Here is a 14,743-nt window from a genome sequence, read left to right as displayed (position 1 = left end):
TTGCTAATTACGTGAACGTTAGAGATATGGGCCCCAAGAAGGAGCTCGCACTCGCCCGTTCGTCGCAGGTAAACGTGCTTTAAAGCGCCCGTCAATCGACACTAACGACAGTTCGTTTGATTTATTATTCACTGAACTGTAGATCACCATGCCGCCATTCGGTGCAATGCTTGGAGACTCATCCAAAAATGTTTTGGTTAAAATTTGAAGAGCTCCAGTCTTCAGGTCTTGCTTAGCAATGTTGTACCCAGAATCAGATCTGTGCACCATGACTAAGTAACGACCATCAGGTGTAAGCTGACCACCAAGGTTTTGACTTCCCTGCCAAGTCAAACGTTGGGTTTTGCCATCAGCTAAATTTACTCGATATATCTGAGGTTTACCACCTCTGTCTGAGGTAAATACCAAAGACTGCCCATCAGGATCCCAAAATGCTTCCGTGTTATTGGCACGTCCGCGAGTGATCTGTGTGAGTGCCTTAGTTTCTAGATCTTTCACGTAGATCTGCAAGCTACCACTTTTTGATAGTACGATTGCTAACTTCTTGCCATCAGGTGAGAAACGAGGTGAACCATTGTGGCGAGGGAAAGATGTGATCATTTCACGCGTTCCCTTGTAGATATCCATAACGAATACCTGTGCTTGGCCATTTTCGAAGCTCACATAAGCTAACTTGCTACCATCAGGAGACCAAGATGGTGACATCAGTGGCTGTTGTGATTTCAGCACTAAACGCTCGTTAAAGCCGTCATAATCAGCAACACGTAGTTGATATGGGTATTTCGCTTTATCATCAATAACAACGTAAGCAATACGCGTTAAGAATGCACCGCGCTCACCAGTTAACTTTTCGTAAACATAGTCAGAAATCAGGTGCGCAAAATGACGCATGCGCTTGCCTTCAACCTTGGCCCGGTTATTCAGCAACAAATGATCTTTTGTGAGTACCAACTCACCACCACTTAAACCACGGCTTTGACCACTGGTTAACTGGCCACGAACAATATCAACGAGCTGATATTCAACGATATAGTTACCATCGACGTCCTGACGGATCTTACCTGTGACTAAGGCATCAACACCCATCGATGTCCACGCATCGTAATCAACTTGCGATTCATCATAGGGTGTCTGCGGCATTTTACTCGCGGCAATTGGGCTAAACTTACCACTGCGCTGCAAATCAGAGGCAATAACACTTGAAATATCAGCAGGTAACTTACCATCCCCTTCCCACTTGAAAGGTACGACACCAATTGGGCGAGCGGAGTTAACCCCTTCGGTAATAACCAGCTCTAATTCAGCATGGGCGAGTTGGCTAAATCCCATAAAAGCGATAAATAGCCCTATAATCCAACGTTTCATAATTCTTCCTTCTACTCTGGGCTTACTGTTAGGCGGATTGCACGAAGTTTTTCTATTACTTCAGGATCTTCTGGCATTGGGAATTGACTGACTTTCACCACCGCTGCTTTTGCAGCACGACAAAGTGTTCTTTCCCCACCATCCTCTGTTGCATCTAACAATAAACCATTCGCCGACAAGCGCATGCGAATAACACACTCTTTGCCCGAAAAGCTTTGATCAACCAAGAGGTTTTGCTGGATCATTTGGGTGAAAATCGCACTGTATCGTGCCACTTCATCACTCACAAATTGCCCTCTCGCACCACCTCGTTGCTCCGTTTCAGCTTCAAGACCTGCGAACATATCGTTCAATGCGGCTTCTTGCTGGCGCTGCAATTCTTTTGCTTCTGCCGCTTTACGTTCAGCTTCTATGCGAGCTTTTTCTGCTTTTTTCGCAGCAGCTTCTGCACGTTTTTGTTCTGCGACTTTCGCTTTACGCGCTTCTTCAGCCTTACGCGCAGCTTCTTCCGCTTTGCGTTGTTGTTCAACTTTACGCTGACGCTCTTGTTCCGCTTTTCTCGCTGCTTCTTGCTTAGATTTGCGCTCAGCTTCTGCTTTAGCAGCCTGTGCTTTAGCCACTTTGGCTGCGGCATCAGCTTTACGTTTCTCTTCTGCTACTTTTTGCTTTTCAGCCGCAACACGTTGGCGTTCTTTTTCCGCTAAACGCGCTTCTTTTTCAGCTTTAAGCTTGTTAGCTTTAAGTTCACGTATGCGTTTTTCTTCTGCTTGACGCTGTTTCTCTAATTCTTCTGCTTGTTGCTCCAAACGACGAAGACGATCACGTTCAGCCTTTTTCGCACTTTCACGTTCTTGACGAATACGTTGTGCTTGCTGATTCACTAAAGCAGGGTCAACCACTACAGCTTGAATCGTATTGCCTGATTGCTTAGATTTAGACATGGAAAAGTCTGCGCCCCAAAGCAACGCAACAAGTAGTAAAGCATGAAGTAATAACGAAACGATGACAGCGACGCTGTAGTTATTATTTCTCATCTGCTTTATGGCTCCTACTGCTCTAACGGTTCAGTCATTAGACCTACCGAAGCCACACCTGCACGGTTTAACGCATCGAGTGTTTCTATGATGTAAGCATATTGTGCACGGCTATCACCGCCAACTAACACGGTTGATTTAGGGTTTAACTGCAATTCGGCACGCACACGCGTCAACATGGTGTTCATATCAAGGCCACGAATCACATCAGCATTATTAACGCTGACCCCTAAATTGCCATGTTGATCGACTTCAATAATGATCGGTGCACCGCTGTCATCTTTAGATAACTCTGCAACCGTTTTTGCCGTTGTTGTACCAGGTAACTCGACATCTACCCCTTGGGTCACAAAAGGTGCAGTAACCATAAAGATGATGAGCAGTACCAACATGACGTCAATATAAGGTACGACATTAATTTCAGCCGTCATCTTACGTTTCTTAGGTTGGTAAGCCATGGCTTATTGCTCCTGATTACCAGCGAAAGCTTGGCGGTGCAAAATGCTAGAGAACTCTTCCATAAAGGTCGCGTAAGTGTGCTCTAACTTAGATACTTGGTTTGTCAGCTTGTTATAGAACATAACCGCTGGAATCGCAGCAAACAGGCCCATCGCTGTAGCAACCAGTGCTTCAGCAATACCCGGTGCAACCATAGCAAGTGTTGCTTGTTTTACAGCACCCAGGGCGATAAAGGCATGCATGATCCCCCAAACAGTACCGAACAAGCCGATATATGGGCTAATAGAGCCTACCGTTGCTAAGAAAGGTAAGTTAGTTTCTAAGCCGTCAACTTCACGCGATAGCGATACACGCATGGCGCGGCCTGTTCCTTCCATCACAGCCTCTGGTACTTTGCCATTACTGCGATGCAAGCGAGCAAATTCTTTAAAGCCTGCATAAAATATTTGTTCTGTACCAATCAAGCTATCTTTGCGCGCTTGAACTTCTTGGTATAACTGTGACAAATCATTTGCAGACCAGAAGCGATCTTCAAAGCGAAGGGCTTTAGAACTGGCTTCTGATAATACTTGTGAGCGTTTGATGATCATTGCCCACGAGACCACCGACATACCCAACAAAATGAGCATTACGATTTTTACCAACAGGCTGGCCTGTAAAAACAGGTCTAGAATTGATAATTCAGCAGTCACTAGATATCTCCGACTTAATATTTTCTGGAATGGCTGTTGGTTTCATGGAGCTTGAACGGATACAGGCTACCTTAACCACGGCTTTACACAAGATTTGGCCTTCATTGTTAACTAAATCCTGACAAAATTCGATAGATGCACGGCGTAATTCGCTGATTTTCGTACGAACTAGCAGCTGATCATCCAACTTAGCACCTTTGATGTAATCAATCGCAAGGTGGCGAACAACAAACCCCAAATCACACTCAAGTAATGCTTGTTGACTGACACCATTATTTCGCAAGAGTTCCGTTCTTGCCCGCTCGAAGTACTTGAGGTAATTGGAGTGATACACCACCCCGCCCGCATCGGTATCTTCGTAATACACAGTGATTGGCCAATTAAAGGTTTGGGCTGTTTCCATGGTTTTTCTCATATTAAACGGCGAACTTTACTATACCTAACTTAATGAGTTTTATGAAATTAAGCTGCATAAATTTGATGTTGGTATAGGGTGAATTGTAAATAAGTTCGTCAAGTTCATCGATGGGCTAGCGAATATTAAGGTCGCATATAGGTGGAATATTATAACTCGCACGGCTTAATAAAAAAAACGGCCTACTGTGTTCCCACAGTAGGCCGTTATTATGCTGGGGTACGATTAATAAAACCGTAGCCAGTAGATGTAGGTTAATACAGGCAATGATAAGAATGGCGTGAAGAACACTTGCCAATACCAATTACGGGGAACAAAGCCCACACCGTAAATCATTGTCGTACAAATCGCCCAAATAAGTGCAGGCGAAATAACTGGGCCAAAACCACCGATTGCTTTCGCAAACAAGGTTGGATCCCAAACAACTAGGCCCGTAAGCCCAAGTCCTGCCAGCATGGCTACAAGGCGTAATACCCCGAAGTCCAACTGCTGGTGTGCTGCTTTAACCCACAGATCTATCTTACTCACCAGACTCATCCAAGTTTTCGGTTGCTTCTAACCAAAGCGCATTAATAATGCCGAATGAACATGCAAGTAGAACACCTAAAATCCAAGCAAAATACCACATGGTGTCGTCTCCTTAGTACAGTGAGTTTTTGTTTTCTTCGATGAACTTGTCATCAAGACGGCCAAACATTTTGTAGTAAGTCCAGATAGTGTAAGCCAAGATAATTGGCACCATCACGAACGCTACACCAGTCATAATGTTCAACGTTAGCTCAGAAGACGTCGCATCCCATACCGTCAGGCTGTGAGCAGGGATCAAGCTTGAAGGCATAATGAATGGGAACAATGCGAAACCAAATGTCAAAATAACGCCAGCCATTGTTAGGCTTGATGTTAAGAAGGCAAACGCACCACGGTCAGCTTTTGTTGCAAGTACTGTAAGCAGCGGCATTACAACAGCTAATACAGGCGCAATCCAAAGTAATGGGTATGCATCATAGTTAGCAAATAGTGCACCAGACAAACGAGAAACTTCTTTTGTCAGTGGGTTAGACGGCGCATTCGTTAAGATTTCAGATGTAATCACGAAACCTTCAATGCTTTGTGCCCATACACCTGCAATAGCAAACAATACTGCCGTCGCAATCGCGGTAATAACCGTTACGTTGCGTGCACGCGTGTGAAGTTCACCCGTTGTTTTCATTTGCAGGTAAGTAGCGCCTTGCGTAATGATCATCATTGAACTTACTAGACCACACACAAGTGCGAATGGGTTTAGTAGACCAAAGAATGAACCTTTGTACGTTGGTACAAGGAATTCATTAAGCTCAAACGGCACACCTTGAAGCAAGTTACCAAAAGCAACACCAAAGATCACTGGCGGTACAAAGCTACCAACAAAGATTGCTTTATCCCATGCGCCACGCCATTGGTCGTTAGGCAATTTTGAGCGGTAGTCAAAACCAACTGGGCGTAGCCATAGTGCAGCGAGTGTTAATATCATTGCTAAGTAGAAACCCGAGAATGCCGTTGCGTAAACCAAAGGCCACGCAGCAAACAGTGCACCACCAGCGGTGATAAGCCAAACTTGGTTACCATCCCAGTGTGGAGCAATCGAGTTAATCATTACACGGCGTTCGCTATCAGTTTTACCAATAACAGGTACTAGTGCGCCAACACCCATATCGAAACCATCTGTTACTGCAAAACCGATGCAAAGCACACCAATTAGTACCCACCAGATGAATCGCAATACTTCATATTCAAACATTGCTAAATCTCCCTATTACGCTTCAACCTGACGAGATACCACGTTTTGTGGTGCGTCATTTTGTTCAAAGTGGTAGCGACCTGTTTTCAGGCTACTTGGACCTAGACGAGCAAACTTGATCATCAGGTACATTTCAGCAATTAGGAATACTGTGTACAGACCGATAATAACCGCTAGTGATGTCAGGATTTCTGAGGCTGCAAGATTAGAAGCCGCCATAGATACAGGTAGGATTTCACCTACAGCCCATGGTTGACGACCGTACTCTGCAACAAACCAACCTGCTTCAATCGCAATCCAAGGAAGTGGAATAGCGTAAAGCGATGCTTTAAGTAGCCATTTCTTCTCGGTGATCTTGTGACGACACGTTTGGATAAACGCAGCACCAATGATCGCTAACATAATGAAGCCTGCAGCAACCATGATACGGAAGCTCCAGAATAGCGGCCATACTGTCGGGATTGAATCATCAGCAGCTTGAGCAATGTGCTCTTCTGTTGCATCAACAACGTTGTCAGTATAAGGCTTAAGCAAGAAGCCGTAGCCCAGATCATGTTTCACTTCATCAAACGCTGCAACGTTCTCAGGTGTTCTTTCACCCGCACGCAGTTTTTCTAGTAGGCCGTATGCAATCATACCATTGCGAATACGCTCTTCATGTTCAACTTTCAGATCACGTAGACCTGTTACTTCTGTGTCCAATGAACGCGTTGCGATAATACCCATTAGGTAAGGGATCTTAATCGCATAATCCGTTTCCATTGTCTCTTGGTTTGGAATACCGAAAGCAGTAAATGCTGCTGGTGCTTCTTCTGTATGCCATTCAGCTTCGATTGCTGCTAGTTTAGTTTTTTGAACATCACCTAGCTCGTAGCCTGATTCATCGCCAAGGATGATTACAGAAATGATAGCTGCCATACCGAATGAAGAAGCAATTGCGAAAGAGCGACGAGCAAATGGAATGTCACGACCTTTCAACAAGTAGTATGCACTGATACCCATTACGAACATTGCGCCACATACGTAGCCCGATGCTACTGTATGAACAAACTTCACCTGCGCTACTGGGTTTAGGATAACTTCAGCGAAGCTCACCATTTCCATACGCATGGTTTCGAAGTTGAACTCGGCACCTACAGGGTTTTGCATCCAACCGTTAGCAATCAGAATCCAAAGCGCTGAGAAGTTAGAACCTAACGCAACTAACCAAGTTACTGTTAAGTGCTGGCGCTTTGATAGGCGATCCCAACCAAAGAAGAACAGACCAACAAAAGTGGATTCTAAGAAGAATGCGACCAGTGCTTCAATCGCTAGTGGGGCACCGAAGATGTCACCAACGTAGTGGGAGTAGTAAGCCCAGTTTGTACCAAACTGGAACTCCATGGATAGGCCTGTTGCCACACCTAGAGCAAAGTTAATACCAAAAAGCTTACCCCAGAACTTAGTCATGTCCTTGTAGATTTGCTTTCCAGTCATTACGTAAACAGACTCCATAATGGCTAGTAGGAAAGCCATACCTAAAGTCAATGGGACGAACAAAAAGTGATACATCGCAGTTAATGCGAACTGTAACCGCGATAGTTCGACGATATCAGTGAACATTGTGAACTCCTTTTTTCACCAGGCTGACTGGTGACAGTACTTCGTAAAAGTGTACCGATGATTGGGCTTAGCGAAATGTAGCTAACAACACATCACAACTTATAAATCTTCCTGATTACCACTGATTTCATGGCATCCCTTTTATGTTGCGACTATGTACCAAATTAGTTACTTTATTGTTAAGCTACAGCTAATAAAGTCATTGCTAATATTACTGGTAATTGAGTCAGGCTTCAAAGGATTTGTCGCAAAATTTGCTTTGATGGAAATCAATAAATGCCGCTCACTTTTTGAGCGTTCAATATTCTATTGATGTAGATCATGTTTTGCGAAGATAGACATATGAGTTTTTAAGGCACTAAAAGATAAGATTTTTCGCTAGGCACGGTGCGGATTAACACTTAGACATAATCTATTTTTAATTCGTCACACAATAATTATTTTAAGTTAGAAAAAAGAAGGATAACTAAGACCATAAAACCTCCTATAAAACTTGCCAACAAACCAGTCAATAACATCAATAAGTTAGCTAAAGATTATCTTCACCTAGCATTTTCGCATTACTTTAACTAATCCTAAATTTTAATTTTACTCGCTTTTCCTCTTAAGAAAAAAACCTATAATCAGCCTCATAAGATAGATAGATGCTCCAAGCTACAAAAGCAGACTTTTTGATGAAAGCTGCTTACCTTTACCTTTAACTATTAACTTGATTGAGGTCGTCGTTATGGCACTAATTTTCGAAAAAATTATCGCTCTATACCAACCAAGTTTCTCTGAACTGTATAAACGCGCTTACTAAAACAGATTTTAAATGCGTCATAAATGCAGCATTTTCTCTGCTGCAGCCATAACCACGGGCGACTTTGTCATAAAGATGTAAATGAAAAACCTGTTTATTGCACTATTATCAACTACTTCATTGGTAGTTTTTATTGAGTGATCAAAAAAGCGAGGCTTAATAGCCTCGCTTTTTTTACATTCTATTTACTAAATTTTCAGCAATAATGCGAAAAAATGTGCTGATATGGGCAGCCCCCTCCTTCTACACGGCGCAATACTGTTGATCCAATATTAGCTTTCTGGCAAATCCAAACCAAAGTGTAGGTACGCACGGTGAGTCGCAATTCGACCTCTTGGCGTACGTTGCAGGTAACCTTGCTGAATTAGGTAAGGTTCTAAAACATCTTCAATCGTATCTTTCTCTTCACCAATCGCTGCGGCTAAGTTATCGAGCCCTACAGGGCCACCCATGAACTTATCGATGATAGCCATCAATAATTTTCGGTCCATGTAATCAAAGCCACTGCTGTCGACATCTAGCATATCAAGTGCTTTAGCAGCAACATCTGGGCAGATATGGCCATCCGCCATCACTTCGGCATAATCTCGCACACGACGAAGTAAACGGTTCGCAATACGTGGTGTTCCACGCGCACGAACAGCCACTTCCATCGCACCTTCCTCTTCCATTGAAAGTTCAAGGCAATTAGCGCTGCGCTTTACGATATCTTTCAGATCTTCCACCTTGTAATACTCCAAGCGCTGAGTAATACCGAAGCGATCGCGCAGTGGCGATGTCAAAGACCCCGCTCGCGTCGTTGCACCAATAAGAGTAAAAGGAGGTAAATCAATCTTGATTGAACGTGCAGCAGGCCCTTCACCTATCATGATGTCCAACTGATAGTCTTCCATCGCTGGGTAGAGCACCTCTTCAACTTGAGGGCTTAAACGGTGGATTTCATCAATAAACAGCACATCATTTTCTTCAAGGTTCGTCAGCAATGCCGCAAGATCCCCTGCTTTTTCAAGCACAGGGCCTGATGTAGTACGAATATTGACACCCATCTCGTTCGCGACAATATTGGCTAGCGTCGTTTTACCCAAGCCTGGCGGACCAAAAATCAATAAATGATCCAAGGCTTCGTTTCGAAGCTGTGCCGCTTTGATGAATATTTCCATTTGGCCACGAACATGGTCTTGGCCTTGGTAGTCTTGCAACAATTTAGGGCGAATAGCTCTGTCTATCACATCTTCATCGCGTGATGGTTCAAAGTTATTCGAGATAAGGCGATCTGCTTCAATCATTGTTTAGCTATAACCTTTCTTAAACCATTGAACGCAGTGCATCACGAATAATCGCTTCACTTGTCATGTCTGGTTGAGCAACTTGCGACACAACTTTCGATGCCTGCTGCGGTTTGTAGCCCAGTGCCACTAGGGCACTTACCGCTTCATCTTCAGCACGTGCCGATGATTGGGCCGCAACAGCCTGTGAAGCTGCCGTGTCTTGTGCAGGTGTAAAGAGATCACCCTCACCCCAACCTTTCAAGCGATCACGCATTTCAATGACTAACCGTTCAGCCGTTTTCTTACCAACACCCGGGATCTTCACGAGTGTGGTGACATCTTCGTTTTCAACGCTCAGTACAAATTGGCTTGCAGTCATTGCAGAAAGGATCGCTAAGCCCAGTTTAGGGCCAACACCATTGGCTTTAATCACTTCGCGGAACAATTCACGCTCACTTTTTTTATTAAAGCCATACAGTAATTGTGCATCTTCACGTACAACAAAGTGCGTAAAGATAACCGCTTCTTGGCCGACTTCTGGCAGCTCATAAAAACAGCTCATTGGCATTTGAACTTCATAGCCCACTCCACCACTCACTTCTAGTAAGACTTCAGGCGGTTGTTTTTCAAGTACGGTTCCACGTAGACGACCAATCACAGCTTCATCTCTATCTTTGAATCAATAATTGGCTCTAGGATAGTCAAATACTGGATGGACATCCAGCTATTTGTGGTGCCGTGAGGTCAAGAGACAGATTCAGCTTGTGATCAATAGAGAGTCTGAATCTCTTGCTGCCACTGAGCAGCTATCTTACTTGGCACATAGCGCTTCACTCCAATTAAGGCTTGTTGCTGGTAATGGCTCCTCAGCTGATTATCTTCGATCAATGCTGACAAGGACTGCGCCAATAGCTCAATAGACTCTGCAGGCACAATAATACCAAATTGATCATCAATGATTTCTTTTGGCCCCATTGGGCAATTGTAAGCGATCACAGCCAACCCTCGCGCCATCGCTTCGACCAATGTCATACCAAAGCCTTCATAACGCGAACTCATCACGTAAATAGCACTGCTGTCATACACTTGCTCCATATTGTGGCTTGCCCCAGCAATAATCACTTGGTCTTCTAACTGCAATTTTGCAATTAATAGCGCCACTTCCTTACTCGCACTCCCTGTAGGACCCACTATGTGTAACTGCCACTGTTCACGGGTTGTAGCAGGAATAAGCGACCAAGCACGCACGAGAAAATCAAAACCTTTCTGAGAGGTGAAGCGCCCAACTGACACGACTCTTTTGATAGAAGCTGCTTCTATTGAAGAACGCACCGTCATGGCACAAGGGTTAGGAATAACAGAGACAGGAGGGTGTGGCTGATACTTGTCTTGCCAAGACACTTTATCTTGCTCGGTAAGCACCACTATTTTATCGAACAGTCTCGCAGCTATTTTTCGACCAAACCAACGGCTACCAAATCGAGTCACCACCTGAGAATTAAAATGCTCCCACGCAACGACTTTTGCTTTTGATAACAATTTCAATGGCCAGACATATAAACAAAGCTGAGTATCAGAGGCGATCACGACATCAAACTGCTTACGTACTTGAATAACTTGCCATAATTGATGCAGATGTTTGCGTAAAGATGAATAAGTGCGCTTAGGTTGTAGCAGTGTCACGTCATCATTGAGTGTAAACGCAGGAGATGAATCGACGGATGTCAGGCTTAAAACCGAAACCTGATTACCTTTTTCCGCTAATAAATTCGCGATGTGAGTCGTTACTCGCTCTGTTCCACCAACGCAATCTAACCCATGAATAACCAGTAACACTTTCATAAACACAGTAATCCTTTACAAGTGATTACTGTTAAATCTAGTACACCACTCTGTTTATGTATTTGTTTATCTGCTAAGTGCACGCATAAAAAAAGCAGCCGAAGCTGCTTCCTTAACTATGATAACTTAGCGATAACGGCCACGACGCGCACCACTGGCACGCCCCGCCATCGCGATTAATGTTTTATGCGTATGAGCATGACAAATCGCGACAGCCAATGCATCAGCAGCATCGGCTTGAGGCTTACCTGGCAGTTTCAATACCGAGCACACCATATGCTGTACTTGGGCTTTGTCTGCGCCACCGGTGCCAACAACGGCCTGTTTAATTAAGCGAGCAGCGTATTCGCTCACAGGTAAGTCCGCATTAACCGCCGCCACAATGGCACTGCCCCGCGCCTGCCCTAGCTTGAGTGCAGAGCTGGCATTTTTTCCCATGAAGACTTCTTCAATCGCAAAAGCGTCGGGTTGAAACTGAGTGATAACTTCAGACACCCCTGCGTAAATCTGCTTAAGTCTACCTGGAATATCTTCAGCAGAAGTGCGAATACACCCGCTGCCAAGGTAATCAAGATGTCGACCTTGTTGACGAATAACACCATAACCAGTGATACGTGAACCTGGGTCAATACCTAAAATGATGGACATAAAAGGCCTTCGTTCAGACAGCTTATAGCTGCTCTGCTACCTCATCTGAAATTTCACCGTTATGGTAAACTTCTTGAACATCATCAAGATCTTCTAGCGCATCAATCAAGCGAAGCAACTTAGGTGCTGTTGTTGCATCTAGCTCTGCTTTGGTTGACGGTACCAATGTGACTTCAGCATTTGCAGCTTCAAAACCGGCACCATCTAATGCATCTTTCACCGTACCGAAATCAGCAGGTGTCGTGAATACATCAATAGAACCATCATCGTTGGTTTCAACGTCATCAGCACCACCTTCAAGTGCCGCTTCCATGATTGCGTCTTCATCTAGGCCTGGGGCGTAAGAAATCACACCTTTTTTATCAAATAAGTAGTTAACACTACCGTCAGTCCCTAGGTTACCACCAGCTTTGCTAAATGCATGACGCACACCTGAAACCGTACGGTTACGGTTGTCTGTCATACACTCAACCATCACGGCTGTACCCGCAGGGCCATAGCCTTCATAAATAACGGTTTCAACACCTTCATCGCCTTCACCACCAGCACCACGGCTTACTGCGCGGTTAATAGTGTCGCGTGTCATGTTGTTTGAAAGTGCTTTATCAACAGCCGCACGTAAGCGTGGGTTATTTTCTACTTCTGCGCCACCTTCTTTCGTGGCAACGACGATCTCGCGAATGAGCTTAGTAAAGATTTTACCGCGCTTGGCATCCTGTGCCGCTTTACGGTGTTTGATATTGGCGAATTTACTATGACCTGCCATGATCTACTCCGAATCAGTCCCAATGAGTAAGCGCGTAGCCCCCTCTGGGTAACGTTTAAAACGTAGTTCCAAAAAAAAAGCTGATCAGATCTAGGGGGATCGGATCAGCTTATCAAAACGATTAAGCGTTGTTAGCTTGGTCGTCTTTCTCTTCTTTCTTTGCAATCGCAACAGCAATTGATAGCTCTTCAAGCGCAGCTGGGTTAGCTAGGCTTGGGGCATCAGTTAGCAAGCAAGATGCCGCTGTTGTTTTAGGGAATGCAATCACATCACGGATATTGTCTGTACCACAAAGCAGCATAACTAAACGGTCAAGGCCGAATGCTAGGCCTGCGTGTGGTGGCGTACCATACTTCAATGCTTCAAGTAGGAAACCAAACTTCGCTTTTTGCTCTTCAGCTTCAATACCTAGAATGCTAAATACTGCTGATTGCATTTCTGCGTTATGAATACGAACAGAACCACCGCCCACTTCGTAGCCGTTGATAACCATGTCGTATGCATTTGAATTTGCAACCGCAGGGTTAGCCGCTAGCTCTTCTGGTGTTAGGTCTAAAGGAGACGTGAATGGGTGGTGCATCGCATGCAGGTTGCCTTCATCATCTTCTTCAAACATTGGGAAGTCGATAACCCATAGTGGTTTCCATGCTGACTTATCAGTCAGTTCAAGGTCTTCACCCAGTTTAAGACGAAGTGCACCCATAGCTTCTGTTACAACACGCTTGCTATCAGCACCGAATAGGATGATATCACCCGTTTCAGCAGCCGTACGCTCAAGAATTGCGTTAACAACGTCTTCGTTTAGGAACTTAGCGACTGGAGACTGAACACCTTCTAGGCCCGCAGCGCGGTCGTTCACTTTCATCCATGCTAGGCCTTTCGCACCGTAGATACCAACGAACTTAGTGTATTCGTCGATTTGCTTACGAGACAAAGAAGCACCGCCTGGTACACGAATAACCGCTACACGACCTTTTTCGTCATTTGCAGGACCAGAGAATACTTTGAATTCAACATCTTTTAGGATGTCAGCAACATCAACAAGCTCAAGTGGGTTACGTAGATCTGGCTTATCTGAACCAAAACGACGCATCGCTTCTTCGAACTTCATGATTGGGAATGCGCCAAGATCTACGTTTAGTAGCTCTTTCCACATTTCAGTAATCATACGCTCTGTCACTTCACGTACTTGTGGTGCAGTTAGGAAAGAGGTTTCGATATCGATTTGAGTAAATTCAGGCTGACGGTCAGCACGTAAATCTTCATCACGGAAACATTTAACGATTTGGTAGTAACGATCAAAACCAGACATCATTAGCAGCTGTTTAAATAGCTGTGGTGATTGTGGTAGTGCGTAAAAGTTACCTTTATGAACACGGCTCGGTACTAGGTAGTCACGTGCACCTTCTGGCGTCGCTTTAGTTAGTACTGGTGTTTCGATATCTAGGAATAGGTTGTCATCTAGGAAACGACGAACAAAGCTAGATGCTTTAGCACGTAGCTTGATACGATCGCTCATTTCTGGACGACGAAGATCGATGTAACGGTACTTAAGACGTTGTTCTTCAGAGTTCGTTTGGTTGAAATCTAGAGGAAGAGCTTCAGAACGGTTAATGATCTCAAGACCTGTTGCTAGTACTTCAACTTCGCCTGTTGCCATGTCTTTGTTAACTTGGCTTTCAGGACGAACGCGTACTTCACCGGTAAAACGAATACAGAATTCGTTGCGCAGTTGGTTCGCGACTTCGAATACTTCTTTCATATCCGGATCAACGACTACCTGAACAATACCTTCACGATCTCGCATATCAACGAAAATTAGACCGCCTAAATCACGGCGACGGTTAACCCAGCCGCATAACTCTACTGTTTGCCCTGCTAGGGACTTGTTCAGGTGACCACAATATTGGGTGCGCATAAGAAATTCCCGATCTGTTTACTTAAATCCTGTGAGCGATTTCAGCAAGCGGCTTATTTCGCTTGCACAGGTTGACTCATCCCGACCGCAAATCGCTCAAAATTCATCCAAAACTGATGATTAGGTGTGGTCGAGAGACAAAAATAACGCGTTAT

General features: G+C 44.5%; 15 protein-coding genes. All 15 read right to left on the bottom strand.

Features of this window, described 5'->3' with window-relative positions; genetic code table 11:
- Positions 1-18 precede the first annotated feature (18 nt).
- The 15 genes from tolB to aspS all read right to left on the bottom strand — a co-directional run bounded on the left by tolB (position 19) and on the right by aspS (position 14,588).
- Complete coding sequence (gene tolB, locus OCU77_RS05490) at positions 19-1,368, bottom strand: Tol-Pal system beta propeller repeat protein TolB (RefSeq protein ID WP_048898762.1); 1,350 nt, start codon at positions 1,366-1,368, stop codon at positions 19-21.
- A gap of 8 nt (positions 1,369-1,376) precedes the next feature.
- Entirely contained in the window at positions 1,377-2,399 is a 1,023-nt protein-coding gene (gene tolA, locus OCU77_RS05485; protein WP_048898761.1) for a cell envelope integrity protein TolA, read from the bottom strand.
- 14 nt (positions 2,400-2,413) lie between these two features.
- Positions 2,414-2,857, bottom strand: a complete 444-nt coding sequence (gene tolR, locus OCU77_RS05480; RefSeq protein ID WP_048898760.1) for a protein TolR — start codon at positions 2,855-2,857, stop codon at positions 2,414-2,416.
- Between the two features lie 3 nt (positions 2,858-2,860).
- Positions 2,861-3,550 (bottom strand): protein TolQ, encoded by a 690-nt coding sequence (gene tolQ / locus OCU77_RS05475; protein WP_048898759.1) that lies wholly within the window; start codon positions 3,548-3,550, stop codon positions 2,861-2,863.
- Positions 3,540-3,953, bottom strand: a complete 414-nt coding sequence (ybgC, locus tag OCU77_RS05470; protein ID WP_048898758.1) for a tol-pal system-associated acyl-CoA thioesterase — start codon at positions 3,951-3,953, stop codon at positions 3,540-3,542. The genes tolQ and ybgC overlap by 11 nt, the downstream gene beginning before the upstream one ends.
- A gap of 237 nt (positions 3,954-4,190) precedes the next feature.
- Positions 4,191-4,493, bottom strand: coding sequence for a cyd operon YbgE family protein (locus tag OCU77_RS05465; protein WP_048898757.1), 303 nt, complete (start codon positions 4,491-4,493; stop codon positions 4,191-4,193).
- Positions 4,486-4,593: a cytochrome bd-I oxidase subunit CydX gene (gene cydX / locus OCU77_RS05460; protein WP_048898756.1), complete on the bottom strand. Its 108-nt coding sequence runs from the start codon at positions 4,591-4,593 to the stop codon at positions 4,486-4,488. Before cydX ends, OCU77_RS05465 begins: the two co-directional genes overlap by 8 nt.
- Positions 4,594-4,605: 12 nt before the next feature.
- Positions 4,606-5,742, bottom strand: a complete 1,137-nt coding sequence (gene cydB, locus OCU77_RS05455) for a cytochrome d ubiquinol oxidase subunit II (protein ID WP_107302361.1) — start codon at positions 5,740-5,742, stop codon at positions 4,606-4,608.
- Between the two features lie 15 nt (positions 5,743-5,757).
- Complete coding sequence (gene cydA / locus OCU77_RS05450) at positions 5,758-7,344, bottom strand: cytochrome ubiquinol oxidase subunit I (RefSeq protein WP_107302360.1); 1,587 nt, start codon at positions 7,342-7,344, stop codon at positions 5,758-5,760.
- A gap of 1,074 nt (positions 7,345-8,418) precedes the next feature.
- Entirely contained in the window at positions 8,419-9,432 is a 1,014-nt protein-coding gene (ruvB, locus tag OCU77_RS05445; protein ID WP_048898755.1) for a Holliday junction branch migration DNA helicase RuvB, read from the bottom strand.
- A gap of 19 nt (positions 9,433-9,451) precedes the next feature.
- Positions 9,452-10,072 carry a Holliday junction branch migration protein RuvA gene (gene ruvA / locus OCU77_RS05440; RefSeq protein ID WP_048898754.1) on the bottom strand — a complete coding sequence of 207 codons (621 nt, stop codon included), beginning with the start codon at positions 10,070-10,072 and terminating at the stop codon, positions 9,452-9,454.
- A gap of 110 nt (positions 10,073-10,182) precedes the next feature.
- Positions 10,183-11,256: a glycosyltransferase family 4 protein gene (locus tag OCU77_RS05435; RefSeq protein WP_048898753.1), complete on the bottom strand. Its 1,074-nt coding sequence runs from the start codon at positions 11,254-11,256 to the stop codon at positions 10,183-10,185.
- A 126-nt stretch (positions 11,257-11,382) separates the two neighbouring features.
- Complete coding sequence (gene ruvC, locus OCU77_RS05430) at positions 11,383-11,904, bottom strand: crossover junction endodeoxyribonuclease RuvC (RefSeq protein ID WP_048898752.1); 522 nt, start codon at positions 11,902-11,904, stop codon at positions 11,383-11,385.
- Positions 11,905-11,926: 22 nt separating this feature from the next.
- On the bottom strand, positions 11,927-12,670 hold the full coding sequence (locus tag OCU77_RS05425) for a YebC/PmpR family DNA-binding transcriptional regulator (protein ID WP_107302359.1): 744 nt from the start codon (positions 12,668-12,670) through the stop codon (positions 11,927-11,929).
- A gap of 121 nt (positions 12,671-12,791) precedes the next feature.
- Positions 12,792-14,588, bottom strand: a complete 1,797-nt coding sequence (gene aspS / locus OCU77_RS05420; RefSeq protein ID WP_048898751.1) for an aspartate--tRNA ligase — start codon at positions 14,586-14,588, stop codon at positions 12,792-12,794.
- Positions 14,589-14,743 lie beyond the last annotated feature (155 nt).

Source organism: Photobacterium swingsii, from assembly GCF_024346715.1.
GTDB lineage: Bacteria > Pseudomonadota > Gammaproteobacteria > Enterobacterales > Vibrionaceae > Photobacterium > Photobacterium swingsii.
The sequence above is the reverse complement of the archived record's forward strand: the minus strand, read 5'-3'. Positions and strand labels throughout refer to the sequence as shown.

What these genes read in the sequence shown, in the direction of transcription:
- tolA (WP_048898761.1), bottom strand. Translation starts at nt 2,399, where the DNA reads ATGAGAAATAATAACTACAGCGTCGCTGTCATCGTTTCGTTATTACTT.
- tolR (WP_048898760.1), bottom strand. Translation starts at nt 2,857, where the DNA reads ATGGCTTACCAACCTAAGAAACGTAAGATGACGGCTGAAATTAATGTC.
- ybgC (WP_048898758.1), bottom strand. Translation starts at nt 3,953, where the DNA reads ATGGAAACAGCCCAAACCTTTAATTGGCCAATCACTGTGTATTACGAA.
- cydX (WP_048898756.1), bottom strand. Translation starts at nt 4,593, where the DNA reads ATGTGGTATTTTGCTTGGATTTTAGGTGTTCTACTTGCATGTTCATTC.
- cydB (WP_107302361.1), bottom strand. Translation starts at nt 5,742, where the DNA reads ATGTTTGAATATGAAGTATTGCGATTCATCTGGTGGGTACTAATTGGT.
- cydA (WP_107302360.1), bottom strand. Translation starts at nt 7,344, where the DNA reads ATGTTCACTGATATCGTCGAACTATCGCGGTTACAGTTCGCATTAACT.
- ruvB (WP_048898755.1), bottom strand. Translation starts at nt 9,432, where the DNA reads ATGATTGAAGCAGATCGCCTTATCTCGAATAACTTTGAACCATCACGC.
- OCU77_RS05435 (WP_048898753.1), bottom strand. Translation starts at nt 11,256, where the DNA reads ATGAAAGTGTTACTGGTTATTCATGGGTTAGATTGCGTTGGTGGAACA.
- ruvC (WP_048898752.1), bottom strand. Translation starts at nt 11,904, where the DNA reads ATGTCCATCATTTTAGGTATTGACCCAGGTTCACGTATCACTGGTTAT.
- OCU77_RS05425 (WP_107302359.1), bottom strand. Translation starts at nt 12,670, where the DNA reads ATGGCAGGTCATAGTAAATTCGCCAATATCAAACACCGTAAAGCGGCA.
- aspS (WP_048898751.1), bottom strand. Translation starts at nt 14,588, where the DNA reads ATGCGCACCCAATATTGTGGTCACCTGAACAAGTCCCTAGCAGGGCAA.